Here is a 25,071-nt window from a genome sequence, read left to right as displayed (position 1 = left end):
CAATTATTTTAGAAAAATTAAAAAAACTGTCATAATTCATAACGCTCAATACTGAATAAATTTTGAATAAAAGGTATTTTAAATATACCTTTAACTGACCAGTAAATAATCCATTAGCTCAACTTTTTGCTTGAATTTGTACACGTGTCTTCATTTGCGCCAACACAATCCCCATTAAAATAATCAATCCACCGATACTGTGATAACTCCCCCACACTTCTGCCAACCAAAAATATGCAATAATGGCCGTAAAAACAGGCATCAAATTCATAAAAATACTGGTGCGATTGGGTCCTAAATATTGAACAGCTAACATCCATACCAAAGGCGCAATAATTGAAGGAAATATACCTGCATACAGCACACTTAAACCATTTTGACTATTTAAGTGATCTAAGCCGAACCATATAATAAATGGAAGATGATAAAGTAAGGCGAATATAATTTGCACATAAAGACTTAGCATGAGCGGCAATTTTAAATTCCATTTTTTTAAAAACACCCCATAAAAGGCGTAAAAAAATACCGCCAAAACCATGAGCATATCACCCGCATGCCCTGTCAGTTGACTGAGTTGACGTAAATCTCCTTGTGCAATTACATACAACAAGCCCAAAAATGAAATCATGCAGCCTAAAACAGCAAATCGTGTGGGAATCTCTTTTAAGATCAGCAACGAAACCAAGACCGTAAACATGGGAATAAATGCATTAATAATGCCCATATTAGTTGCAGTGGTGTAATTTGCTGCGGTATAGCTGAGACCTTGATACAGCACCAAACCAAATGCACTGAGCACTGCCAACTGTTTCAAATGGGGGCGAATCAACTCACGCTGCTGCCAAACTTTTGGCAATATCCATGGTGTCAAAATCAGAAAAGCAATCAACCAACGATAAAAACTGATACTGACGGGTGAAATATACGCTGCAACATAGCGCGTCACCGCAATATTTAACGACCAAATCAATACCGCAATCAATGGCAATAAAATTGCCCAAAATACGCCTTTATCTGACCGTATCATGTATTCATCATCCTTGTTGTACCAAGCAGCATAGCTGCTTTGAGACCTTTTTCTATAACTGATTTGTGATACAAAGTGTTAAAAAAGCCTAGCGTATATTTATGACACTTTTCTCTCAATTTATCCATCAATAAAACAAAATGCAGATACGAATGACATTTTTCTGCGCAATTTCAAGGCTACACAGGTCTTGGTCAATGCCGTAAATTTCTTTGCTTTAAAACTTGCTGTATCCAAAAATTACAGTTACAACAGTAGCGGTAAATACAAATTCTAGGAAGCAACTATGCGCACTTCAGTTTATGACATTGCAGTGAAGACCAATCAGGGTACGGAAACCACATTAAACCAGTATGCTGGAAAAGTGTTGTTGATCGTGAACGTGGCATCAAAATGTGGCTTGACTCCGCAATACGAGGGCTTACAGCAACTCTACGCAGCAAAACAAGCACAAGGCTTAGAAATTTTGGCCTTTCCATCGAATGACTTCTTGGCACAAGAACCTGGCAGCGATGCAGAAATTCAGGAATTTTGCTCACTGAATTATCAGGTGAATTTTCCATTGTTTGCCAAAATTCCAGTCGTGGGTGCAGAAAAGCATCCACTCTATACGGCTTTAACGCAAGCAATTCCTGAACGCATTGGTGAAGGCCCATGGTGGAAAGATTTGGTTGATTACGGCTTAACCCCAAATGAACCGCCTGAAGTGTTATGGAACTTTGAAAAGTTTTTGGTGAATAAACAAGGTGAAGTTGTAGCGCGTTTTGCCCCAGATTTAACTGCAGATGACCCACGCATTTTAGAAGCAATTGAGGCTGAACTGGCTAAATGATTTTTTTATTCAGTATGTGAATACAGTTCATATAGTCTTTAAGTCCATAATAATTCAGCCCCCCTTATCCTCTTGCGGAATATATTCCTCATCCTGAGCCATATATGGCGCAAGAGAAGGGACTAGCAATATCAATTCGACTTATTACTTATGATCATTTTTTCATTTATGAAAGGTGTTTAATACATAGGAGTTTCTTTAAAATTCCTATTTTTTGATTTAGACAAAAATTAAGATTTGTTATCGCTTTGCAACAATCTGTTTTTTATTCATATTTTAGTTTTATATTCATCTTCATTAACCACGCAAAATCTCATGAATATGAAAAATGTATCTTTGATGGCACGACTTCCTTTTGCATTATTGAGTTCTGCCTTTCTACTCAGCGCCTGTGATCAAATGAATACGCCACCACCCCATACAACAAACCAAGATGATTCAAACGTATCATCTAATATCACTGCAAATACAACTAGTCCCCCATTAAGCAGTGGCAATATGTTCTACATTGTGCGCGATGTGGCTGATCTACAGCTCAAAGCAGGTCAATATGTCGAACAACTGAATCAAACCAAGTCTGAGTTGCAAACCGCTGTAGATGCGCAAGATCCACAACAATTACAGATTGCAGCGACTCAATTACAGCAGCAATTACAAGGCTTTAATCAAACACTAAGCAGCCTAGACTTAAAAACACAAGAAATTGATACCATCCGTCAAAACCTATTGACGGCTAATCAGCAAGTTTTGGCTTCGCCATTTTTAAATGGACAAGTCGATTTAAGCAAGGTGGACTTTAAAAAACTGGAACAGCAAATTGGGAATATTCAAGCTGAAATTCTAAAACTGGCGGGGATGATTTTACAAGCTGAGTCGAATCAGCCAACTGAAACCAGCAATACAGCATCTTAAGCAAATATAAGACTTCAATTCCAAACAACATAAAAAAAGCCACTCTTTCGAGTGGCTTCTTTCAATCTTAAACCGACAATTAAAGTGCGCGGTTTTTGATTTTTCGGATGGTTTCCAACTGTGCAGCTGTTTCTGCCAAAGCAGCCAAAGCAGCAGCAGAGTCCAAGTCGCTCTTTTGATTTGCCAACAATTGTTCAGCGTGTTTACGCGCTTCAATAATTGCCGCTTCATCTAAGTTTTCTGCACGAACTGCAGTATCTGCAAGAATCGTAACAACATGCGGTTGAACTTCTAGAACGCCACCAGATACATAGATTAATTCTTCTGTACCATTTTCCAGCAGAACGCGGATTGCACCCGGCTGAAGCAAAGTTACCAGTGGTGCGTGACCCGGCATAATACCGAGTTCACCGCCAGCACCTTTTGCAATTAGCATAGTCACAGTGCCCGAGTACAAAGACTCTTTTACACTTACAACATCACATTGCATAGTCGCCATGAGAATCTCCTAAATTAGAGCTGCTAATTAAAGTTTCTCGGCTTTAGCAATCACTTCGTCAATACCACCAACCATATAGAACGCTTGTTCTGGGATATGATCGTATTCACCTGCTAGAAGACCTTTAAAGCCACGAATTGTGTCTTTAAGCGGTACAAGTTTACCAGGCGCGCCAGTAAATACTTCAGCTACGTGGAACGGTTGAGAGAAGAAACGTTGGATCTTACGTGCACGGTATACAGTAAGTTTGTCTTCTTCTGACAATTCGTCCATACCAAGAATTGCGATAATGTCTTTCAATTCTTTATAACGTTGAAGAACGTTTTGAACTGAACGAGCAATTTCGTAATGCTCAGTACCAACAACTAATGGATCTAACTGACGTGAAGTTGAGTCTAGTGGATCGATCGCAGGGTAAATACCTTGAGATGCAATGTCACGGCTCAATACTACAGTTGCGTCTAAGTGCGCGAACGTTGTAGCTGGTGATGGGTCAGTCAAGTCATCGGCAGGTACGTATACAGCTTGAATAGATGTAATCGAACCAGACTTAGTTGAAGTAATACGTTCTTGAAGAACACCCATCTCTTCTGCAAGTGTAGGCTGATAACCTACTGCAGATGGCATACGACCTAGAAGTGCTGATACTTCAGTACCTGCTAGTGTATAACGGTAGATGTTGTCTACGAACAATAATACGTCACGACCTTTACCGTTCTCATCTTTTTGATCACGGAAGTACTCAGCCATAGTCAAACCCGTTAACGCTACGCGTAAACGGTTACCAGGTGGCTCGTTCATCTGACCGTAGACCATTGCTACTTTGTCTAGAACGTTAGAGTCTTTCATTTCGTGATAGAAGTCGTTACCTTCACGAGTACGCTCACCAACACCAGCGAATACAGATAAACCTGAGTGCGCTTTAGCGATGTTGTTGATCAACTCCATCATGTTTACGGTTTTACCAACACCCGCACCACCGAACAGACCAACTTTACCACCTTTTGCGAACGGGCAAAGTAAGTCAATGACTTTAATACCAGTTTCTAAAAGGTCAGTAGAAGCCGCTTGTTCTGCATAAGATGGCGCTTGACGGTGAATTGGTAAACGCTCTTCAGTTGCAACTGGACCAGCTTCGTCGATAGGGCGACCAAGAACGTCCATAATACGACCAAGAGTCGCTGTACCTACAGGTACAGAGATTGGCGCGTTAGTGTTTGTTACGTTCAAACCACGCTTAAGGCCTTCAGTAGAACCCATTGCAATAGTACGAACTACGCCATCACCAAGTTGTTGCTGAACTTCTAATGTAGTTTCAGTACCGTCAACTTGGAGAGCGTCATAGATCTTAGGAACGCTGTTGCGTTCAAACTCGACGTCGATAACCGCGCCGATGATCTGAATGATACGACCGCCACTCATTGCTGTCTCCTCAATTCAAACTAATAATGTTAAACGGCAGCGGCACCACCAACGATTTCAGAAATTTCCTGAGTAATCGCGGCTTGACGCAGCTTGTTATAAATAAGTTGTAGGCTCTTGATCAGTTCACCTGCGTTATCTGTTGCAGCTTTCATTGCAACCATACGCGCAGACTGTTCACATGCGATGTTTTCAATCACACCTTGATAAACCATAGACTCGATGTAACGAACCAATAAACCATTTAACAGCTCTTCAGCTTCTGGTTCATAGATATAGTCCCAACCGTATTGACGGTTAAGGGTCTTGTTTTCTTCAGCAGCAGCTAAAGGAACAAGTTGTTCGATTTTTTGATTTTGAGTCATGGCATTGACAAAGCCGTTTGACACTAGATAAATACGATCTAACTCGCCTTTATCATAAGCATCCAACATCACTTGTACAGAACCAGCTAACTGTTCAAGACTCGGCGCATCACCAACCTGAGTTGTTGCACCAAGCACTTTACCGCCGTAGTTTTTAAAAAACGAAACCGCTTTTTGACCAATTAAAGCAAATTGAACTTCAATTGACTGCTCTTGTTGCTGCTGAACGTGTTTTACCACTTTCTTGAACAAGTTAATGTTCAAACCACCAGCAAGGCCACGATCTGAAGACACGATGATATAGCCAACGCGCTTAACTGGGCGTTCAACCATATAACGGTGTTTGTATTCAGGGTTCGCTTGTACCAAATGAGCAATTACACGGTGCATATTTTCGGCATACGGACGGCCTTGAGCCATGCGCTCTTGCGCACGACGCATCTTAGAAGCTGCTACCATCTGCATCGCTCGAGTAATCTTCTGCGTGCTTTTGATACTAGCTACTTTGGCGCGAATTTCTTTTAAATTTGCCATACGCTTAACCTAGTATTCGAAAGCCCTTTCAGGCTTCCGAAGGTTGATTCCGTGAACCAAACCCCTAACTAGCCAATGCTAAATTAGTAAGTTTGAGTCGCTTTAAAGCTTTCAATACCTGCTTTGATTGCAGCTTCGATGTCTTTGTTGAAATCACCAGTTTCATCGATTTGTTGCATTAACGCAGCGTGTTCTGAACGGAAGTAAGAGATTAACGCAGCATCAAAGTCTACGATTTTCTTCACTTCTACGTCAGCCATATAGCCTTCGTTAGATGCATAAACTGAAACAGCTTGGTCAGCAATTGAGTATGGCGCATATTGTTTCTGCTTCATTAACTCAGTTACACGTTGACCATGTTCAAGTTGCTTACGAGTTGCTTCGTCAAGGTCAGAAGCGAACTGAGCAAACGCTGCCAATTCACGGTATTGCGCCAAAGCGGTACGGATACCACCAGACAATTTTTTGATGATCTTAGTTTGAGCAGAACCACCAACACGCGATACAGAAATACCCGCGTTCACCGCAGGACGGATACCCGCGTTGAATAATGATGTTTCTAAGAAGATCTGACCATCTGTAATCGAAATTACGTTGGTTGGTACGAATGCAGATACGTCACCTGCTTGAGTTTCAATAATCGGCAATGCAGTTAAAGAACCAGTTTGACCTTTAACTTCACCGTTAGTGAATTTCTCAACGTAGTCAGCAGATACGCGAGAAGCACGCTCAAGTAGACGCGAGTGTAGATAGAACACGTCACCTGGATACGCTTCACGACCTGGTGGACGACGTAAAAGCAATGAAATTTGACGATACGCAACAGCTTGCTTAGACAAGTCATCATAAATGATAAGCGCGTCTTCACCACGGTCACGGAAGTATTCACCCATTGTACAGCCAGAGTACGGAGCAAGATACAACATTGCTGCTGGATCTGCCGCTGCTGCTGCAACAACAGTTGTATACGCCATAGCACCAGTTTCTTCTAGCTTGCGTACTACGTTAGCAATAGTCGATTGTTTTTGACCAATAGCTACGTATACACACTTAATGCCAGAGTTTTTCTGAGCGATGATCGCATCGATCGCCATTGCTGTTTTACCAGTTTGACGGTCACCAATGATCAACTCACGTTGACCACGGCCTACAGGGATCATGGTATCAACTGATTTATAACCAGTTTGTACAGGTTGATCCACTGATTGACGCCAAATTACGCCTGGTGCTACTTTTTCTACAGCATCAGTTAATTTTGCATCAATAGGGCCTTTACCATCAATTGGGTTACCCAAAGCATCTACTACACGGCCTAAAAGTTCTGGACCAACCGGAACTTCTAATACACGACCTGTGCAACGTGCTTTTTGACCTTCTTGAAGGCTTAAGTAGTTACCTAAAACAACGACGCCCACTGAATCCTGTTCTAGGTTCAGTGCCATACCAAATAAGCCGCCGTCGAATTCGATCATTTCACCGTACATTGCATCAGCAAGGCCGTGAATGCGCACAATACCGTCGGATACCATAACAATGGTACCTTCGTTTTTAGCGGTCGCGCTGGTGTCCAGATCGCCGATACGCTGTTTAATGAGCGCACTGATCTCGGATGGATTCAGTTGTTGCATTGCGCTATACCTCAATCTTTTATTAGTTCAGTCTTCGCAATTAAGCTAAAAGACGTGTCCGCATTTTTTCAAGCTTGTTAAGCGCAGAATCATCTATCACTTGGTCGCCTGCACGAATAACTACACCCGCAATTAACGCTGGGTTCACTTCTACAGAAACATTTACTGCTGCAGCGAAACGTTTTTCTAACGCTTGAGCAAGAATTTGTTCTTGGACAGAAGTCAATGGGAATGCTGATTCAATCACAACATCCACAGTATTGTTATTCTGTGATTTGAGCTGTTCGTATTCTGCTTGAATTTCAGGAAGTAAAGCCAAACGGTTATTTTCAGCAAGCAATGTCAAAAAGTTTGACACTGCTGCAGTTTGGTCTTCACCTAAAACTTTGGCAAAAATACTCACCTGCTCAGCAGGCGTAAGCTCAGGGCGATTTAAGTAAGCTGAAAATGCTTCGTCTTGCACCGCAGCACTGAGCAAGTTAAGTGCTGTTGACCAAGTGTCAGTTGCACCTTGCTCAGAAGCGTAAGCAAATGCTGCTTTAGCGTATGGGCGTGCCAACGTCAAGAGTTCAGCCATAATCTGCCTCTCTTAAAGTTTAGCAGCCAGCTGAGTCAGCATGGCATTGTGAGCTTCTGCGTCAACTTGCTGGCTAAGAATTTTCTCTGCACCAGTTACTGCAAGCGCAGCTACTTGTTGACGTAATTCTTCGCGAGCAGAATTGATTTCTGTATCAACAGCTTCTTTCGCTTGTTGACGAATACGCTCACCTTCAGCAGATGCTTGAGTACGCGCTTCTTCTACCAATTGTGCTGCACGACGATTCGCTTGTTCGATCAATTGAGCCGCTTGTGCTTTAGCTGCATCTAATTCAGCTTTCACTTGAGCTTGCGCATCGGCAAGATCAGCTTTGGCTTTTTCAGCTGCATTTAAGCCGTCAGCAATACGACGCTGACGCTCACTAATCGCATTGATTAGTGGTGGCCATACAAACTTCATGCAGAATGCGACGAAAATCGCAAATGCAATCGCTTGGCCAAACAATGTGAGGTTGATATTCATTGCAAATTCCTCAAATAGTGAATTTCGGAATTAAGCTGATTAACCTACAAATGGATTAGCGAAGATGAAGAACAAGCCAATACCAACACCGATCATAGGCACAGCATCAAGAAGACCCGCGATTAAGAACATACGAGTTTGAAGTTGTGGAGCCAATTCTGGTTGACGAGCAACAGCTTCAAGGAAGCGACCGCCTAAAAGACCAAAACCAATCGCAGTACCTAAAGCACCGAAAGCGATCAAGATAGCAGATGCAATTGCAACTAGACCTAAAGTGAGTTCCATGATAATTCCTCAGAGGTTAGGTTTTATACCAAATTAAGTTAAAAAATTGTGTGCCCAACCATCGGTTGACAGTTAGGCAGTACCATTAATGCTTTTCGCTTGCCATACTCATGTACACGATTGTCAACATCATGAAAATGAATGCTTGTAGCGTAATAATCAAAATGTGGAAAATCGCCCAAGGCACAGACAATGCCCACTGGATCCAGAACGGTAATAACGCGATAAGAATGAAGATTAACTCACCCGCATACATGTTACCGAATAGTCGTAGAGCCAATGAAACTGGTCGCGCCAAGAAAGTAGTCAATTCCAACAATAAGTTGAATGGAATTAAAAGCACTTTAGCAACTGGATTACTTGGGTTAAATGGGTTAAGTGCTAACTCACCAACGAAGCCGCCAATTCCTTTTTCACGAATACTATAGAAAATAATTAAGAAGAATACAGAAATAGACATACCTAAGGTAATGTTTGGATCTGTAGTCGGAACAATTTTAAAGTAAACCTGATGAGGATCTACACCCAGCATAGAAGCAATCGCCTGTTGAGCTACATAAGGAATAAAGTCAACAGGGATTAAGTCCATCAAGTTCATGAGGAAAATCCACACGAAAATGGTTAATGCTAGGGGTGCAATTAATCGAGACTTCCCGTGGAAGGTATCACGTACACTAGAATCCACAAACTCGATAATCACTTCAATTGCTGACTGGAATTTGCTAGGCACGCCCGCATTTGCAGCTTTCGCCACGATCCAGAACAAGAAACAGAAGATCAGACCAAGTCCAATAGACCAACCCATTGAATCCAAGTGAATAGCAGTGAACCCCATCTGTTGAGCTTCTTCAGCAGACTCAGCCAACTTCCATGAACCGTCTGGCATTTTGCCATAGGTCATATTGGTCAAGTGATGCTTGATATACTCGGTCGAAGTAAGGGCATGTTCTTCAGCAGCCATAAATCACACCTGGTCAATGTAAAAAAACTAATAGAATAAACGAACATCGCGTGCTGCTTGATATCTCGCCTATTCCTGAAAAACTTTTCAATTTTTGCTGCGTTTAGACTCGTTTTTGAATCGTGACACCCAAAATGGCGCAACCCACGACATGCTTTGAACGAGCATAAAACCACAAAACAATGCCACCGGGGATAACGGCTGTACATTGCTTAAAATTAAAATGAATCCTACGATCACGATTGCAAACTTACCGAGCATTCCTCTATACATGTTCGAAAGAACCTGTCTGGACGCTCGTGCACCTGCTGCTCGAAACGACTGCCATGAAAAATAACAACTTGCCAACCAACAAACACTCGCACCAAGTGCAGCGCTTAAGGCAGCCGTTGAGTCTTTCAAGACCCACGCTATCAGGGCTGAAACTGGAATCATAAATGCTTGTAAGAAGACCAAAGCTTTAGCTAATCGTCGGTCAATCAAGCGACTAGTTCGGCTCATTTTTTTATCCACTCACAGCATTAATGCTTGACAAGTTCAACTGATGATCGTTTTTTATCGCAGGCATTATAGAGTTAGCCCCCTGAACATGCAATCGTTTCCCGACCTTAGTCGTGATTTTTTGCATGTTAGTCTCGGAATTGTCATATTTCAATTTTGTTTAAAAAACGCATCATTTTCGTGCATTTAATACACAAGCCTTGGTTTGCTTGGCCAATTGCTGCCACGCTTGCACAAAATCATCTGCGCCGCGCATGCTTTCATCGACCTTTTGAAACACAATTGGATTCAATTTCATATACTGATTTTTACTGGCATGTCCTTCAGCAAGCAGGCACATTTTTGGATTTGGACGGTGATCGTTCAAATATTTGATTTGAGCAACTGTAGGGGCAATATGCGGATCATTGGTCAATGAACCTGCAAATTCTAAATTTAAGGTACGTTCTAAATATTGATAGGCATCGTGATAAGCCCAATATGGCTGTGCTGCGGTTTGAGTCTGAAATTGACTTGCACTTTTGAATAAGCTCTGCGCGAAGGCACGTGCGTTGTTCCAGTATGCATCGCGATGTTCAGGCATTTGCTGAGAACGCAACTCAGCAATAAAGAAGCCGATACGCACTGCATTGTTTGGATCGAGCCAGACATGACTGTCTACCGTATTTTTTAAGGCTGCGCCACGTTCTGAACGCTGCGGCAAAGTTTTCATAATCCCAGATTCTAATAAGGCAATCGCTTTAGGATTTTGATGTAATACACGTTCTAGCGGTGCTTCATGCGCTTTACCCAACCAAATAATTAAACCCGCATCTTGGATGATTTTTCGATGTGCAGGCGTGAGTGATACATCATGCCCTGTTTGATCTGCCAGTAATAACGTGGGTGTTTCGATATTTTTTGTGACTTTTTGGGCAATCAGATAGATAGGATGTGTAGACACCACCAAAGCCTGCGCCATGCTGACAGTACTGCACAACACCAATAAACAGAAACTAAATAAACGAAACATTGCGACATATCACGAAAAATCGATAAATGTTATAGTATAACAAATTTATAAAAATACCTATGTATAATCGAAACTGATTACGCTTCATGCTAAGATTTACTGTCGTTTTTCTTTTAAAGTTCAACTGGGGTGGCTATGAGCTTATGTTCGCACGAGCATCACAATGCATTACATGGCGTTCACGACCATCACAATGTTCATCAACGTCTTGTCGAAGCTGAGAGTTTATGCGCGGCAGCAGGTGCTCGCTTAACACCGCTACGTAAAGAAGTACTGGAACTCATTCTCAAGGCATCTGCACCAATGGGTGCTTATGATTTATTGGCGAAAATTAAAAGTGAGTCTGATCGTCCTGCAGCACCGCCAACGGTGTACCGTACTTTGGATTTTTTACTGGAAAAAGGACTAATTCACCGTTTGACTTCAATCAATGCCTATATTCCTTGCTGTCATCCACGTGAAGGACACCAAGCGGCTTTTTTGATCTGTACTGAATGTAAAGTCGTTAAAGAAGCTTCAGCGCAAGGTTTATTAGAGCAATTAGATCAGTTGGCAGCCTCTGACCGCTTTAGCCCGCATCACAGCATTATTGAGATTTCTGGAAAATGTCAGCAGTGCAACAGCAAATAACCACTGCACCGCTCATCGCCTTGCACAATATTCAGGTGCGAATAGATGAGCGCGATATTTTAAAAAATGTCGATTTTGAATTACATGCACGTGAAATTGTCACGCTAATTGGCCCCAATGGCGCAGGAAAATCGACTCTAATTAAAGTCTTGCTTGGCATTGTCAAACCAAATGCAGGCAAGCTCGTAAATGCTCGCAAATTGACCTTTTCTTATGTGCCGCAAAAGTTTAATCCTTCACACAGCTTGCCTTTAAGAGTGAAAGATTTACTGGCTTTAGAAAAATGCCCAGACGCAATTAAAGCAGAAATTATCCGCGATACTGGCATTGCCAAACTGCAAGATTCAAAAGTACAACAACTGTCTGGTGGTGAGCGGCAACGGGTGCTATTGGCACGCGCCTTATTACGTCAACCTGATGTTTTGGTACTGGATGAGCCGATGCAAGGACTAGATATTCAGTCCGAAGCTGAACTGTATGACTATGTGCGCAACTTACCGAGCAAATATGGCTGTGCGCTGTTGATGGTGTCGCATGATTTGCAATGGGTCATGCAAGGTACGCATCGTGTGGTATGTTTAAATAAACACATTTGCTGTAGCGGTTTGCCCGAAAATGTACAGCAACATCCTGAATACCAAGCTATTTTTGGAACCAATCGGGTGTTTTATCAACATCACCATGAACACTGCGCCCATGGCGATCATGCCGAGCCTTGTCAGCATGATTCACGTCCTCATATTCACCCTGAACCGGAAGCTTAACCCATGATGGATTGGCTACAATTGCTGTTACCTGCATGGATCATGGGCAGTTTATTGGTATTTTTGACCGCCCCACTTGGCTGTTTAATGCTGTGGCGACGCATGTCCTTTTTTGCCGATACGATGGCGCATGGCACTTTATTGGGTGTGGCAATTGCAGGCGCGTTAAGTTTACCTCTGTGGATGGGCGTGACATTCTTGGCATTATTATTGGTGGGTGTTTTGTGGATTTTACATGATCCACGGTTGCCGAATGATGCATTATTGGCGCTCTGCTCTGCGACCTTGCTCTGTTCAGGTTTGCTCTTTATTCAACATATTCCGAGTTTGCGTCCTGAGTTGCTGAGCTATTTATTTGGCGATTTACTCACCATTTCATGGGCAGATTTACCCGTATTTGCTTTGGTCATTATTGCAGCCTTAGCGGTACTCTATAAGTTTTGGCAGGCTCAAATTCAAATTGCAATTGACCCTGACATTGCAGTCAGTGAAGGTGTGAATGCACAATGGCAACGTCTGATTTTTATGTTGTTATTGGCATTATTTACAGTATTGGCTTTACGTGCAGTCGGCTCTTTATTGATGGGTGCATTGTTGGTGATTCCTGCCTTAACCGCACGTTTATTGGCTCACTCGCCTAAACAAATGGTGATTTGGGCGTTTATTGTGGCGCAAATTGCAGTCAGCGTAGGTTTATGGTCAAGTGCAGGCTTAAACATTTCAACAGGTTTAAGCATTGTGATGACTATGGCGATCATTTTTGCAGTAATTTTTAGCGTGCAAAAAGTCAGAAAGATAGCTTAGTTTTTCGTTAATGAATATCTATATTTTTGTATTGCAGCAATGAGCATTACGACCAAAAATGGCAGTATATACGCTATCCACAGTGCTATATCACTATGAATCACTTGCTGTAAAAGACTCAATTGCTGCTGACTTTCTGAAACAGCATTCCAATCTATCTTTTGTAGATAAAACATTGCATGAATGGCAATCAACAACACAGCCGTAATATTAATCAACACCACACTTTGCCACACCGTATGTTTAAAATAAGTTTGCAAGGCGGCAAATACAAAAGAAAAAATCAAATTGATACTCAAATGTGCCATCAAAGCAATTGGCCAAAACACGCTATCTACTGAAAACTGAATTGCTAATCCAATTGCAATTAAAGTTGAAAAACTTAAAAGCAACATGCTGATCCACCAATGTTGCCAATAAAGTGCTCGCGGAATACATTTTATTTTCAACGTATGTCTCAATCTATTTTTATAATTACAGCGTACACTTTTGTGTAATTGAAGACATTACTGATGCACCAAACTCAACAAAAACGCAGCACCTGCAAACAATGCAGCAAAAGTACGATTCATAAATTTTTGCTGCTTCGGTGATCTTAACAAACGCAAAACTTTTGCAGCCAAGCCCGTATAGCCCGCCATCACAATCAAATCAATACTAATCATGGTCAGTGCCATAATTGCATATTGCGTCCATTGCGGTTTAGATAAATCTAAAAATTGCGGTAAAACTGCCAATAAAAACACAATTGCTTTGGGATTGCTCATATTAACCAGAAAGCCGTACATCACCAATTTTCCAGCAGATTTGCGCGTCAACTCATGCTGAATTTCAATCGACTGTGCAGGCGCTGCCCATTGCAAATACGCCAGATACAACAAATACGCCACACCAAACCATTTCACAATCAGAAATGCCCAAGGCGTAGTGGCAAACAAAACCCCTGCCCCCGCAGCGACAATTGCAATTTGCAGCAATAATGCCAACTGCAAACCAATGGCATTCCAGTAGCCATGTCGAAAACCATAGTTCAAACCACTCGACATCGATGCTATTGCACCTGCGCCAGGTGAAACACTAATCACCCAACAGGCTAACATAAACGCTATCCAAACTTGATAAGACATATATCGCCGCTTTTCACAAGACAGCACATTATATGATATTTCACTTAATCTCATGACTAAAAACGTGGAATAAAAGTCGGGTTGAGGCTATTAAGCCTGCATACAATCAGGCACAATAAAGTCAACTTTATAGAAAACAACAAATTTTCAGGAGCTATACATGACTGCCCAATCAGTAATTTTGCCACTACCTTCAGATCATGCTCGCTTTCTTGTACTACGTTTAAAAGACTTAAGCATTGCTGAGTTAAAAGAAAAATTGGCTGACTTGTTTAGCACACGGGATCGTTTAATTACCCAACATCCACATGCCCAAATTAAAACTGGCGTCGCTTTTGGTCCTGAACTGTGGGCACAACTCTATGAGCAATCTCCAGATGGTTTTAAACAATTACAACCGATTCAAGGGGCGTACCCAATGCCTGTCGTGCCTGCCGATGTGATTATTCATCTCGCTAGTGCCCGTTCAGATATTTGCTTTGCGCTCAGTCAGGCCTTTTTTGAAGGGATTCAAGACAAAATTGAAGTCTTGGATGAACGGGTCTGTTTCCGTTATTTTGATGGACGCGACATGACGGGATTTATTGATGGTACCGAAAACCCACAATTTCCAGATGATCGTGCCGAAGTTGCACTTTTAGGGGAAGATGCAGGCGTGTTTGCCGATGGTTCTTTTATTTTTGCACAGCGCTATTGTCACGATTTAGAAAAATGGAAAAAGCTCAAAGTCGATGCCCAAGAACACGTGATTGGACGCACCAAACTGGAATCGATTGAATTAGACGAAGATGTACAACCTGAAAATTCGCACGTTTCACGTACAGTCGTTGAAGATGATGCAGGCGATGAAATGGAAATTTTGCGCCACTCTTTACCTTATGGTGATGGCAAGGGCGATCAGGGTTTATTCTTTATTGCTTATACCAAAGATTTGAGCATTATTGATGCCATGTTAGAACGTATGTTTGGTACTTCAGGTGATGGCATCCATGACCGTTTATTGCACTTTGTGACTGCTATGGATGGCGCATATTACTTTGCCCCAAGTGAGGAGCTACTAGAAGAAGTCTTAGAAGACTGATCTGTCATCAGTATGGAGTCGCATAATATCAGCGACTTCATACTATTTGCCTGTGTTTCACAAGCCTATCTATAAAAGCTGTTTCAGCAATATAATTTTTCAAATAAATAAGCCTCTACCTAAAATTTATCTTACATCCTCTTGGTCTTCATATAACTGAGCACTGATTCATCGGGGAAGTATTAACATTTGGTTCGATCCCGCTACGCATAAATATGCGCCATCAAAAGGCAAATAAGGATGAAATCAAACCTTCACTAACGCACTCTCCAATGCTGCTTAATGTTTTAATCCTTATTGGGCCTGTCTTTACCTGTGCTTACTGGATTTGTAAAAAGTCTGATTAAATTTTTGCGGCTTAAATAGGACAGCGCCAGATTAATGCATGCTTTGTAGAAGACAAAAGCATATTGATATTGCGATCAGCTACCAAAAAAGTAGAGATGGGCTGCATATATGCAAGGACTCTACAAGCTTTAAGTTCCTAGGTGAGGTGGGTATTACCCACCTAAGCCAGTACAGCAAAGAGTGAACTTTGCATGGTTATGCTCGTTGCTATTTTTATCGTGGCGCTATCTAACTTGGCAATTATCTAGAGCGTAAAATGAATAAAGCAATAAATGGAATTTGCATTTATCAGCTTGTTAAGCAGTGATTTTGATGATCCTCTCTCTAACTATTGATGATAAATCAACAAACATGACACATTACGTTACTCTGCAATAAAGACAATCTTTAACCACTATGCTACAACTGAGTTGTAACGTCAAAAAAGGGGATGTGAAGAAATTTATTGTTTTTTATCAAACTTTTTTTATTTTACTTGGTCATCTCAGCTTTCTACATAAAAGGGTCATCATTAAGTTTTAGCATAATAAAAGCATGCAAATGCCTTACATATATAACTGCTATTCGGGAGCGAACATGAATAACAGCCAAAATTATGTCAAACAAATTAAAAATGCTAAACGTGGAGGATACACGCCTACCATCGCCAAAGACATCAACAAACATAAGATTCAAAAAGCCATTCGCCTAATTGAACAATGGAGAACGCTCGCAAATGAACTTAAACCACAAATGCAACTGGATATGGCCTTTACCTTAGAGGAATGTGCACAAGATTTAGACCGCATCTTAAGAAGTAAATAATCGCTTTTTCACACTTTACTTCAAGTTATTATCTTCCTTGAGCCCACTCGCTGGGCTCATTTCCTAAACCTTCTGTGTAATTTCCTCATTTGTAATATGCAAAACACTGCATACAAACTCCACAAAAATGCTATAGCTTGCATTGAACGGTTACTTTTTAGCTTGCGCACAGGTAAAAATTCTGTAAAATTCTTTACACAACGCCGGCATAGCTCAGTTGGTAGAGCAACTGACTTGTAATCAGTAGGTCCACAGTTCGAATCCGTGTGCCGGCACCATATTCAACCTCATAAGTTTCTAATTTATGAGGTTTTTTGTTTATATACGTATATTTTATCTCACTCATTCTGCCCGAATAGCCAAAATTATTCAGGACTTGGTAGGTGAGATTTAAAGCCAATTATGAAAATCCAAACACTGAAAACCTTCATCATCTATCAGCCGATTACGATTGATTAAGCTTTTTCCGCACTCACCTGCACATATTTAACCCAACCATCTGCATAGAGCTTGGCGCATAAACGTGCAGTCATGGCAATTTTAAACCAATCTACATCTCGCGTTTGCACTCGATGCCTGAGATGCTGATTCACATAATCAGCAAAACCTGCTAGAACCTGGGCCGATAAATCTTCCACTTGAATCTGTTTAAATTCAAACTGTGCTAAGACTGCCCGAAGCTGACTTTCAGACATTAGATCTTTAAAATTGACATCGGCAGATTTTAATAAGGCACGATATTGCAACTGTTTGAACACATGCGTTGGCGCTTGCTCTGCCCAAATTAAATAATGAAAGCCCATACGTCCGTTTGAATTCAAAACTGCACTAACCTGACTTAAAAAGGAATTCAAATGACTGTGATATGCGGCATCGATACAAAACACCACATCAAAACGGGGTTGTGGAAAAAGTGCTTGTAAATTTAAAAATGAAGCAGCATGAATTTTAATATTTGAATTTAAATGTTGTCGAATCGACTGCACATGATGATCTTGTAGCTCAATAGCCTCAAGCTGTTGTACTTGATAGTGTTCTAACCAGTATTTAAGACTAGCACCTTGCCCACAGCCTAAATCCAACACAGCATCTTTTGAGTTTAAACAGACTGCTGCTGCCAAATGCGCGGCTAAATTTTGACATGCAGCAGGATAATCATATCCCACTGCATCTGACCAATAACCTAGATTGCTCCACGGCAATGCGGAAGTATCTCCCAAATATGCCGCATGAATGGCATATTTATGTTTTGGAAAATGCGGTCTTATTGCCTGTTGCCATTTCATACTGACTCAGTCTAATTCAGTAAAGATGAATAGACTTAATAACCTAATTGTGGCGCAACCTCAACTTGTGGTTTTAAATCAATAAACGGTAATGGCGCACCAAAAATTTCTGCAATATGCATGGCTGAGGTCACTGCAGATTCTAAAATAGGCAAACCATCACACGACCATGAACCACAGAAGAACACTTTACGATTGTCTTGATGATGCCGTTGCTGCAACTCTTTGTTTAATGCCACCGTCTTTGAATCCACTACAGCGCGGGTTAAAGTCACCGTTGAAATGATCTTTTTCGGATCAATTGGTGTGACTGGACGCCATGTTTGGAACACTGGAGATTTGCCGACCAACGTTGGTTCAATCGAGTTAAGCCATACCGTAAATTGCTGACGGGTAAATTTACGATCCATCATATAACTTAAAACTGACCAGTCTTTACGTTTTGGCGGCATCACCGTTTGATCGGTGTGAATCACCAAATCACCCTGCTCGAATTTGAATTGTTTAAGCAATTCAATATCTTCAGAAAATTGTTGATTATCTAAGAAGTCTTGAACTTTAGTGGTTGGCGTTGCAATTACCACACGGTCAAATGTTTGCGACTGACCTGCAGAATTTTCAACAACCACACCATCTTCTTTTTGATGAACGCGAGTGATCGCTGCACCACTTTCAATATTAATGCCTTCAATCAACTTATCAACTAATGCGGGCGTGCCACCTTGTAAACGCAATAACGCATCACCATCAGTTAATTGGCGTAAAAACACCAATAATGGTTTTGCTGGCCATTCGCCAATGGTCTTAGGATCACAAGTACAAATGGTATAAAGCACTGGCATCACTGCACCATGCCAAAACACTTCTTCAATCTCGTTGCGGTTGATAAATTCCGCAAGGGTGATGTCTTGGTTCTTGGATTTAAAAAATTTAGCAATAGCTGTTTTTAACTGCAACATGCCTTTCACTAAACGCCAGCCGTATTGCTGAATTCCTTTACGGTTGTTAATGATGGGAAAATTACCAATACGAGTACGACTTGTGGTCAACCAAGTTTCGGTTCGGTCTTCAAATAACCAGCTGCACGCCATATAAGTACGCACAGGATAAGTTTTAATGCCTAAATGTGTGGCCAAGCTGAGGGTGTTTTTCCACAAATGTGGATTCATGACCCGTAACGGCGCATCAATTAAACCATCTTCAAATTCGATGCTATGACTGTCCATTCCACGACCAGGCAGCGCCTCAAAAATTGTAATGTTATGCCCTGCATCTTTAAGAATTCTTGCGGTAGCCAGTCCAGCCATACCACTACCGATCACTGCGATATCCAAACCGATCATCCATCTTTTTACATACTTTATGAAATTATGAACCATGCCTAAGAAAAATGAGCTATTAAAAACTACCAGATTGTGTACTTTTCACAGAGAAACAACACAAAGAACATTGGCTATATGATTACATTTTTTAACAATCAGTAGCTGCTTAAATAAGCCTTAGAATTTATTCATATTATTTCCTTAATTCCATAAATAGTGTTCTAAACCATATAGATAAATTAACCATTTATATAATTTTCGTTTTACAAATAAATCTCTAAACGCTATGATAGTAGGCACAAAATTAATAACTAAATCACAAATAATTATCATAAAGAATATGATCAATCCGCTAAAACTAGAAATTTGACAGCGCCAGAATAACAAAAGCCTCAGTCGGGACATCGACATGAGGCTTTTTTCTTGGCTAAGATTTTTTAAAGCTTAACCCGCTTGATGTTGAACGGGAATTTCACCGAACTTATCTTGATTAAAATCTTCAAAAGCTTGAATGATTTCCTGCTTGGTATTCATGACAAATGGACCATAGCCTTGAATAGGTTCATTTAGTGGCTTGCCTGTCAGCACTAAAAATTGCGTATCTTGCAGTGCTTCAAGCTGAATTAACGCTTCGCCATCTTGAGCAAACAAGACCACTGAATGATCTTGCACAAGTTGGCTGCCATTGACTTGCACTTCACCCGCCAACACCACCAATAAAGTATTGTGATCTACAGGTACAAGCAGCGCTTGGGTCTGTGTAGCTTTCAATTGCCCATCCCAAACATTGACAGGGCTAAAGGTGCTGGCAGGTCCAGATTGCTCGATGTACTGACCTGCAATAATGCGTAAATGCCCCGCCTGATTTTCAAACTCAATTTTTGGAATATGTTGAGATTCAATGGCTTGATAGCGTGGAGTCGTCATTTTATCCGCGGCAGGCAAATTGACCCAAAGCTGTACCATTTCAAACAATCCACCTTGTGCTGCATAGTCTTTGGAATGAAACTCCTCATGCACCACACCAGCACCTGCTGTCATCCACTGCACATCACCTGTTTTGATGGTGCCACCACCGCCTGCCGAATCTTTATGCGTCACTTCGCCTTGATAGGCAATCGTTACCGTTTCAAAACCACGGTGTGGATGTGAACCCACACCATGCTGTGCCGTAGTTGCATCAAAATGATACGGCGCTGCATAATCCAAGAGTAAAAATGGACTGATCGCCTGACCTAAACGGTCATAAGAAAATAGATTCTTAACGGGAAAGCCATCGCCCACCCAATGCATGTTTTGGTTGCGATATAAACCGATTATTTTTTTCATGTGTTACACCTATTGCTAGGGGAGTAGATGCATTGATCTTAATCGTTCATCACACCCCAACCTAGTGCAAATTCGGCATACAGCATTGCAAGAATAGAATACTCGTTCCGAAACTGAGGCTACACATGCTCAAACACATCATGGACATAAAAAATCCAGAAACGAAGTTCTGGATTTTTAAAATTGAGTGTAATGATTCGATTAGATTTTACCGACCAAATCAATAGATGGTGCTAGGGTTGCATCGCCTTCTTTCCACTTGGCAGGGCAAACTTCGCCAGGGTGTGCATGCACATATTGCGCTGCTTTCACTTTACGCAACAATTCTTGCGCATCACGACCAATACCGCCTGCATTAATTTCTACAATTTGGATTTTACCTTCAGGGTCAATCACGAATGTACCACGATCTGCCAAACCTTCTGCTTCAATCAGCACGTCAAAGTTTTTAGCCAAGGTCCAAGTTGGGTCGCCAATCATTGGGTATTGAATTTTTTTGATTTCTTCTGAAGTGTCGTGCCATGCTTTATGGGTAAAATGCGTGTCTGTAGAAACTGAGTAAATTTCCACACCGATTTTTTGGAATTCAGCATATTGATCGGCCAAATCTGCAAGTTCAGTTGGGCACACAAAAGTGAAATCTGCAGGATAGAAAAACACCACTGACCATTTGCCAATAAAGTCTTGCTCAGATACTTCAATAAATTGACCATTGTGGTAAGCAGTTGCGTTAAATGCTTTGACTTGGGTATTGATTAAGCTCATGGATAATTCCTCATTTCATTTCAGGGATTGCTTATCTTGTGTAGCTAGAATACGAAAAACCAATTAATCGGTAAAACAGTGTTTTTTTATAAAAATAATCGGATTTATGAATCAATAATCCTATCATAGTATGAAATTTAATCGAGAAAATAGATATTTGCTGTATATCCGCATAAAAAAACCCTTTGTCGAAACAAAAGGTTTGGAGGATGATTTTCCATTTTAATCAAATGATTAGACTAAAATGGCAAATCATCATCTAAATCTGCTGGTGCAGTTGCGGGCGCAGCTTGTGGCTTCGGTGCAAAACCACTCGGGTTATTATTGGCATAGCCGCCACCCTGATTTTGGTTAAAACCGCCTTGATTTTGATTCGCATAACCTGTGGCTGGAGCTTGGTTATTGTTAAAACGTGGTTGAGCAAACCCACCATCTTGCTGGTCAGATTGTCCACGGTTCGAAGAATCGAGCATTTGCATTTGATCACCACGAATTTCAGTGGTGTAACGCTCTTGACCGTTTTGATCGGTCCACTGACGTGTACGCAATGAACCTTCAATATATACTTTAGAACCTTTGCGTAAATATTGCTGTGCAATCTCGCCTAAACGGTTATGTAAAACAATGCGATGCCACTCTGTTTGCTCTTTACGCTCACCTGTGTTTTTGTCTGTCCAGACATCACTGGTTGCGATAGAAAATTGAGTGAGAGAACCCCCATTTGGGAAAGTTTTTGTTTCAGGATCACGACCTAAAGTACCCACCAATATGACTTTATTTACACCACGCATTAGATGTTTTCTTCCTATTTGTTTCTATTATTTACTTTATAAGAGTTATGCTTAAATGGCTACCTCTTTCCCAAACAAGTGCGTTAATTGTTGTCGCGCAGCATCATCAATATGCTGTTTATCAACCTTTACATACGCCACTTGTTGGTCAGACATCACCACGACCTCTTCAATACCACGAATTGCCAATAACTGAGAAGTCCATTCATCTGTTTCTCGATTCTCAGGCAAGCGCAACACCAAAGACGAAAGATAGCGCGGCTGCGCCAATCCAAAACTAACAAGCAGCCAAATTATAGCAATCGCAGTCAAAATACTCCAACCCATTGCGGTGTGGTTGAGCATCAATAATTGCCCACCAATCATCCCACCAAAGAATGCTCCCAAAAACTGACTGCTCGCATTCACACCCATCGCGGTGGCTTTAGATTGAATTGGCGCAACCTTTGACAACCACGAAGGTAGTAACGCTTCCATAACGTTAAAAGCAATAAAGAATAAGCCCAAACCCAATAAAAGGATGTACTTCGATTCAAACCCAAAAATCAGCACCAACAGACCTAAAATAATACCTGCAATGGCGGTCAGGAAAATGCCACGCATTTTGCGATATTTTTCTGCCAAAACAATGCTTGGAAATGCCACGAACAGACTGACCAACAACAATGGCAAATACACCCAACCATGATGCTGCAAAGGAATATCGGCAAATTGGATTAATTGCGAAGGTACATAAATAAACATGGCAGTCAGCAATAAATGTAGGGTAAATACCGACACATGCAGGCGGTTTAAATCTCCCATTTTCAGGACTTGCTTTAACTGCGTGATGTAGCCTTGCTGAAAATTACGATGATGACGGGTGACTTTAGGCACCAATAACAGCATGAGAATTGCTGCTAGTCCCATTACTGTAGTCACCCAAAACAGCCCTGAAATACCAACCAGACCTGTCAGCCACGGCCCTAAACTAAAGGCCACCACAAAGGACATGCCAATACTCATACCCATCACCGCCATGGCTTTCATGCGGTTCTCTTCACGGGTCACATCGGCCAATAATGCCATCACCACAGCAGATACAGCGCCACCACCTGCAATGGCACGGCCAATAATCACGCCATAAATGGTGTCGGACATGGCAGCAATTGCACCACCTAAAGCAAACAGTAATAAGCCCAAAACCACCAATGGCTTACGGCTATAACGGTCTGCAATCAAGCTAAATGGAATTTGCAAAATGGCTTGAGTAAGTCCATAAACACCAACAGCAAGACCAATGAGTGCAGGAGTTGCGTATTGATATGACTGCCCTGCCACTGAAAATACAGGAATAATCATGAACAAACCCAACATGCGCAATGCAAAAATACTGCTTAAAGCAAAGGTCGAGCGGCGTTCTAAGGCATTCATCATATCAACCGACTAAAACTAAATAATTTTGAATTTGCAGATATCCTACAACATTCAGCTTAAGGATGCTGATTTTTCCAGATGTTTATTCCCCAAGCTTTCGATTTCAATAAAAAAGGGCACAACGTTGTGCACCCCAATTTGCATTTTATACGGTCTTAGTCACGGTATTCCTCTATGATTTCGCAACAATATAGTAACGGACATCTGCATAGACTTAACCCGCTTTTGCCTGACGCTTTTTAAATTGAATGGATGCAATCACTGCCCAAACAATAAAGGCAACACCAATTAGACCTGTCACCACTTCTGGCACATGCAAGCCTGTACCGCTGGCAATCATAATAAAGGCTAAAGCACCAATCGCGTAGTGCGCACCGTGTTCAAGGTAAATATAGGCATCCAAGGTGCCTTTATCGACCAAATAAATCGTCATCGAACGCACGAAAATTGCACCAATCGCCAAACCTAACATGATGATCACCACGTCAGAGGTGATTGCAAATGCACCAATGACGCCGTCAAAACTGAACGAGGCATCGAGTACTTCTAGATATAAAAATCCGCCAATACCTGCTTTCACCACGCCTGTTGGTACGCCATTTTCATCATGACGTACGGCATTGCCTTGTTCATCGACCTCTGGTTCACCGCCTAGCATGTGACTCAGCACTTGTACGCCAATATAAATCACGATGCCCCAAATACCCGCCATCGTGACCACAAGACGTTTATCTTCCACCACGTTTGCCGCCATGATTAACAACGTCACCAAGGCCAAAAATACCGACATGGCAGGTACGCTTGCCAGATTGCTCAAACGACGTTCCAACCATCTAAACCAGTGCGTGTCTTTTTCATCATCCAAGAAAAAGTTGAGGAAAACCATCAACAAGAATGCGCCACCAAATGCCGCAATTTCAGGGTGATGTGCCATCAGTTTAGCTGAATATTGCTTCGGATCATTCAATGCCAGTTGCACCACTTCCATCATGCCCATATCGGCGGTGACCGCCACAATGACCACAGGGAAAATTAAACGCATGCCAAAAACAGCAATGATAATCCCCACGGTTAAAAACAGCATTTTCCAGAAATGATCCCAACCGCGCAGCACCGACGCATTCACCACCGCATTATCAAACGACAACGACACTTCCATAATCGCCAAAATTGCGGTAATGGTTAGTGCGGTGAGCATGGTTTGCACACCTGCTTCTGGGCCATGGGTATAGCCCCAATATGCAGATAGCGCAAGACACACAATCGAAAATACGATTGAGAAACCAAAATGTTTCATCATGAGAAACGACCTATCACTATATTTTGATCTGAATTCTTCATCTGCCGAATTTGTACCAGCAACACAAAGTACAGTTTTATTAAGCTTTAACAGATGCAAAAATTCTGAAAGTTGAATTGCCCGAGTTTTAAATCGGATAAAAACTGAGAATGTAAAATTTTATGTTGCAATTATGACGCTTTTTTCTCAACTTCGGCAAAATTCTTCGTATGATTTTTGGTTTCCCGATCAGATACAGCGACAACCGTACTTTCCGTTCCCAAACT

27 protein-coding genes, 1 tRNA gene and 1 pseudogene are annotated in these 25,071 nt (G+C 41.5%); 9 read left to right on the top strand and 20 right to left on the bottom strand.

Annotated elements, in window-relative coordinates:
• Window positions 1-118 precede the first annotated feature (118 nt).
• Window positions 119-1,027, bottom strand: a complete 909-nt coding sequence (locus tag K1T76_RS00655; RefSeq protein WP_230243798.1) for a DMT family transporter — start codon at window positions 1,025-1,027, stop codon at window positions 119-121.
• Window positions 1,028-1,313: 286 nt separating this feature from the next.
• Here K1T76_RS00655 and K1T76_RS00650 point away from each other — a divergent pair, with 286 nt between their 5' ends.
• The gene (locus K1T76_RS00650; RefSeq protein ID WP_230243797.1) at window positions 1,314-1,859 is read left to right on the top strand and encodes a glutathione peroxidase; all 546 of its coding nucleotides are present in this window, start codon (window positions 1,314-1,316) and stop codon (window positions 1,857-1,859) included.
• A 321-nt stretch (window positions 1,860-2,180) separates the two neighbouring features.
• A complete protein-coding gene (locus K1T76_RS00645) occupies window positions 2,181-2,771 on the top strand; it encodes a hypothetical protein (protein ID WP_442780689.1) in 591 nt (196 codons plus the stop codon).
• 79 nt (window positions 2,772-2,850) lie between these two features.
• Here the strand turns inward: K1T76_RS00645 and K1T76_RS00640 are convergent, their stop codons facing one another.
• From K1T76_RS00640 to K1T76_RS00595, 10 genes are all read right to left on the bottom strand, one after another.
• Window positions 2,851-3,270 carry a F0F1 ATP synthase subunit epsilon gene (locus K1T76_RS00640; protein ID WP_004970132.1) on the bottom strand — a complete coding sequence of 140 codons (420 nt, stop codon included), beginning with the start codon at window positions 3,268-3,270 and terminating at the stop codon, window positions 2,851-2,853.
• 27 nt (window positions 3,271-3,297) lie between these two features.
• Window positions 3,298-4,692 carry a F0F1 ATP synthase subunit beta gene (gene atpD / locus K1T76_RS00635; protein ID WP_004970134.1) on the bottom strand — a complete coding sequence of 465 codons (1,395 nt, stop codon included), beginning with the start codon at window positions 4,690-4,692 and terminating at the stop codon, window positions 3,298-3,300.
• A 29-nt stretch (window positions 4,693-4,721) separates the two neighbouring features.
• Window positions 4,722-5,591, bottom strand: coding sequence for a F0F1 ATP synthase subunit gamma (gene atpG / locus K1T76_RS00630; RefSeq protein WP_180112838.1), 870 nt, complete (start codon window positions 5,589-5,591; stop codon window positions 4,722-4,724).
• 83 nt (window positions 5,592-5,674) lie between these two features.
• Window positions 5,675-7,219 carry a F0F1 ATP synthase subunit alpha gene (gene atpA, locus K1T76_RS00625; protein WP_019837172.1) on the bottom strand — a complete coding sequence of 515 codons (1,545 nt, stop codon included), beginning with the start codon at window positions 7,217-7,219 and terminating at the stop codon, window positions 5,675-5,677.
• Between the two features lie 40 nt (window positions 7,220-7,259).
• The gene (locus K1T76_RS00620; RefSeq protein ID WP_019837171.1) at window positions 7,260-7,796 is read right to left on the bottom strand and encodes a F0F1 ATP synthase subunit delta; all 537 of its coding nucleotides are present in this window, start codon (window positions 7,794-7,796) and stop codon (window positions 7,260-7,262) included.
• A gap of 12 nt (window positions 7,797-7,808) precedes the next feature.
• Window positions 7,809-8,279, bottom strand: coding sequence for a F0F1 ATP synthase subunit B (locus tag K1T76_RS00615; protein ID WP_004970142.1), 471 nt, complete (start codon window positions 8,277-8,279; stop codon window positions 7,809-7,811).
• Window positions 8,280-8,318: 39 nt separating this feature from the next.
• Window positions 8,319-8,564 carry a F0F1 ATP synthase subunit C gene (gene atpE, locus K1T76_RS00610; RefSeq protein WP_000424060.1) on the bottom strand — a complete coding sequence of 82 codons (246 nt, stop codon included), beginning with the start codon at window positions 8,562-8,564 and terminating at the stop codon, window positions 8,319-8,321.
• Between the two features lie 85 nt (window positions 8,565-8,649).
• Window positions 8,650-9,525: a F0F1 ATP synthase subunit A gene (gene atpB / locus K1T76_RS00605; protein ID WP_168419254.1), complete on the bottom strand. Its 876-nt coding sequence runs from the start codon at window positions 9,523-9,525 to the stop codon at window positions 8,650-8,652.
• A gap of 87 nt (window positions 9,526-9,612) precedes the next feature.
• Entirely contained in the window at window positions 9,613-10,026 is a 414-nt protein-coding gene (locus K1T76_RS00600) for an ATP synthase subunit I (RefSeq protein ID WP_230243795.1), read from the bottom strand.
• A 172-nt stretch (window positions 10,027-10,198) separates the two neighbouring features.
• Window positions 10,199-11,038, bottom strand: coding sequence for a metal ABC transporter solute-binding protein, Zn/Mn family (locus tag K1T76_RS00595; RefSeq protein WP_230243792.1), 840 nt, complete (start codon window positions 11,036-11,038; stop codon window positions 10,199-10,201).
• A gap of 135 nt (window positions 11,039-11,173) precedes the next feature.
• On the opposite strand from K1T76_RS00595, the gene K1T76_RS00590 reads away from it, so the two are divergent.
• The 3 genes from K1T76_RS00590 to znuB are packed head-to-tail and all read left to right on the top strand — an operon-like array spanning window position 11,174 to window position 13,236.
• Complete coding sequence (locus K1T76_RS00590; RefSeq protein WP_230243790.1) at window positions 11,174-11,668, top strand: transcriptional repressor; 495 nt, start codon at window positions 11,174-11,176, stop codon at window positions 11,666-11,668.
• The gene (gene znuC, locus K1T76_RS00585; protein WP_230243783.1) at window positions 11,644-12,432 is read left to right on the top strand and encodes a zinc ABC transporter ATP-binding protein ZnuC; all 789 of its coding nucleotides are present in this window, start codon (window positions 11,644-11,646) and stop codon (window positions 12,430-12,432) included. Before K1T76_RS00590 ends, znuC begins: the two co-directional genes overlap by 25 nt.
• Window positions 12,433-12,435: 3 nt before the next feature.
• Window positions 12,436-13,236, top strand: coding sequence for a zinc ABC transporter permease subunit ZnuB (znuB, locus tag K1T76_RS00580; RefSeq protein ID WP_180060360.1), 801 nt, complete (start codon window positions 12,436-12,438; stop codon window positions 13,234-13,236).
• Here znuB and K1T76_RS00575 read toward each other — a convergent pair.
• Both K1T76_RS00575 and K1T76_RS00570 read right to left on the bottom strand, forming a co-directional pair.
• Window positions 13,233-13,631, bottom strand: coding sequence for a hypothetical protein (locus K1T76_RS00575; RefSeq protein WP_136144785.1), 399 nt, complete (start codon window positions 13,629-13,631; stop codon window positions 13,233-13,235). The genes znuB and K1T76_RS00575 overlap by 4 nt on opposite strands.
• A 111-nt stretch (window positions 13,632-13,742) precedes the next feature.
• Window positions 13,743-14,363 (bottom strand): LysE family transporter, encoded by a 621-nt coding sequence (locus tag K1T76_RS00570; protein WP_026438405.1) that lies wholly within the window; start codon window positions 14,361-14,363, stop codon window positions 13,743-13,745.
• A 160-nt stretch (window positions 14,364-14,523) separates the two neighbouring features.
• On the opposite strand from K1T76_RS00570, the gene K1T76_RS00565 reads away from it, so the two are divergent.
• The 4 genes and pseudogenes from K1T76_RS00565 to K1T76_RS00550 all read left to right on the top strand — a co-directional run bounded on the left by K1T76_RS00565 (window position 14,524) and on the right by K1T76_RS00550 (window position 16,874).
• A complete protein-coding gene (locus K1T76_RS00565) occupies window positions 14,524-15,444 on the top strand; it encodes a Dyp-type peroxidase (RefSeq protein ID WP_230243782.1) in 921 nt (306 codons plus the stop codon).
• A 163-nt stretch (window positions 15,445-15,607) separates the two neighbouring features.
• Window positions 15,608-15,937 (top strand): annotated as a pseudogene (locus K1T76_RS00560) (transposase); the annotation flags it as partial.
• Window positions 15,938-16,368: 431 nt separating this feature from the next.
• The gene (locus K1T76_RS00555) at window positions 16,369-16,596 is read left to right on the top strand and encodes a hypothetical protein (RefSeq protein ID WP_026438111.1); all 228 of its coding nucleotides are present in this window, start codon (window positions 16,369-16,371) and stop codon (window positions 16,594-16,596) included.
• A 202-nt stretch (window positions 16,597-16,798) separates the two neighbouring features.
• Window positions 16,799-16,874, top strand: a tRNA-Thr gene (locus K1T76_RS00550).
• Window positions 16,875-17,051: 177 nt separating this feature from the next.
• Here K1T76_RS00550 and K1T76_RS00545 read toward each other — a convergent pair.
• From K1T76_RS00545 to K1T76_RS00515, 7 genes are all read right to left on the bottom strand, one after another.
• Window positions 17,052-17,882 (bottom strand): SAM-dependent methyltransferase, encoded by an 831-nt coding sequence (locus K1T76_RS00545; RefSeq protein ID WP_230243781.1) that lies wholly within the window; start codon window positions 17,880-17,882, stop codon window positions 17,052-17,054.
• Window positions 17,883-17,917: 35 nt separating this feature from the next.
• Window positions 17,918-19,225 (bottom strand): FAD-dependent oxidoreductase, encoded by a 1,308-nt coding sequence (locus tag K1T76_RS00540; protein WP_230243779.1) that lies wholly within the window; start codon window positions 19,223-19,225, stop codon window positions 17,918-17,920.
• A 423-nt stretch (window positions 19,226-19,648) separates the two neighbouring features.
• Window positions 19,649-20,533 (bottom strand): pirin family protein, encoded by an 885-nt coding sequence (locus K1T76_RS00535; RefSeq protein ID WP_230243777.1) that lies wholly within the window; start codon window positions 20,531-20,533, stop codon window positions 19,649-19,651.
• Between the two features lie 201 nt (window positions 20,534-20,734).
• Window positions 20,735-21,298 (bottom strand): alkyl hydroperoxide reductase subunit C, encoded by a 564-nt coding sequence (gene ahpC, locus K1T76_RS00530; protein WP_230243775.1) that lies wholly within the window; start codon window positions 21,296-21,298, stop codon window positions 20,735-20,737.
• Between the two features lie 239 nt (window positions 21,299-21,537).
• Complete coding sequence (gene ssb / locus K1T76_RS00525) at window positions 21,538-22,089, bottom strand: single-stranded DNA-binding protein (protein WP_004970192.1); 552 nt, start codon at window positions 22,087-22,089, stop codon at window positions 21,538-21,540.
• Between the two features lie 51 nt (window positions 22,090-22,140).
• The gene (locus K1T76_RS00520; RefSeq protein WP_230243773.1) at window positions 22,141-23,505 is read right to left on the bottom strand and encodes an MFS transporter; all 1,365 of its coding nucleotides are present in this window, start codon (window positions 23,503-23,505) and stop codon (window positions 22,141-22,143) included.
• A 214-nt stretch (window positions 23,506-23,719) separates the two neighbouring features.
• Window positions 23,720-24,805, bottom strand: coding sequence for a DUF475 domain-containing protein (locus K1T76_RS00515; protein WP_019837154.1), 1,086 nt, complete (start codon window positions 24,803-24,805; stop codon window positions 23,720-23,722).
• Window positions 24,806-25,071 lie beyond the last annotated feature (266 nt).

It is taken from the genome of Acinetobacter sp. PW68, assembly GCF_020982655.1.
In the GTDB taxonomy this organism is placed as follows: domain Bacteria; phylum Pseudomonadota; class Gammaproteobacteria; order Pseudomonadales; family Moraxellaceae; genus Acinetobacter; species Acinetobacter towneri_A.
The sequence above is the reverse complement of the archived record's forward strand: the minus strand, read 5'-3'. Positions and strand labels throughout refer to the sequence as shown.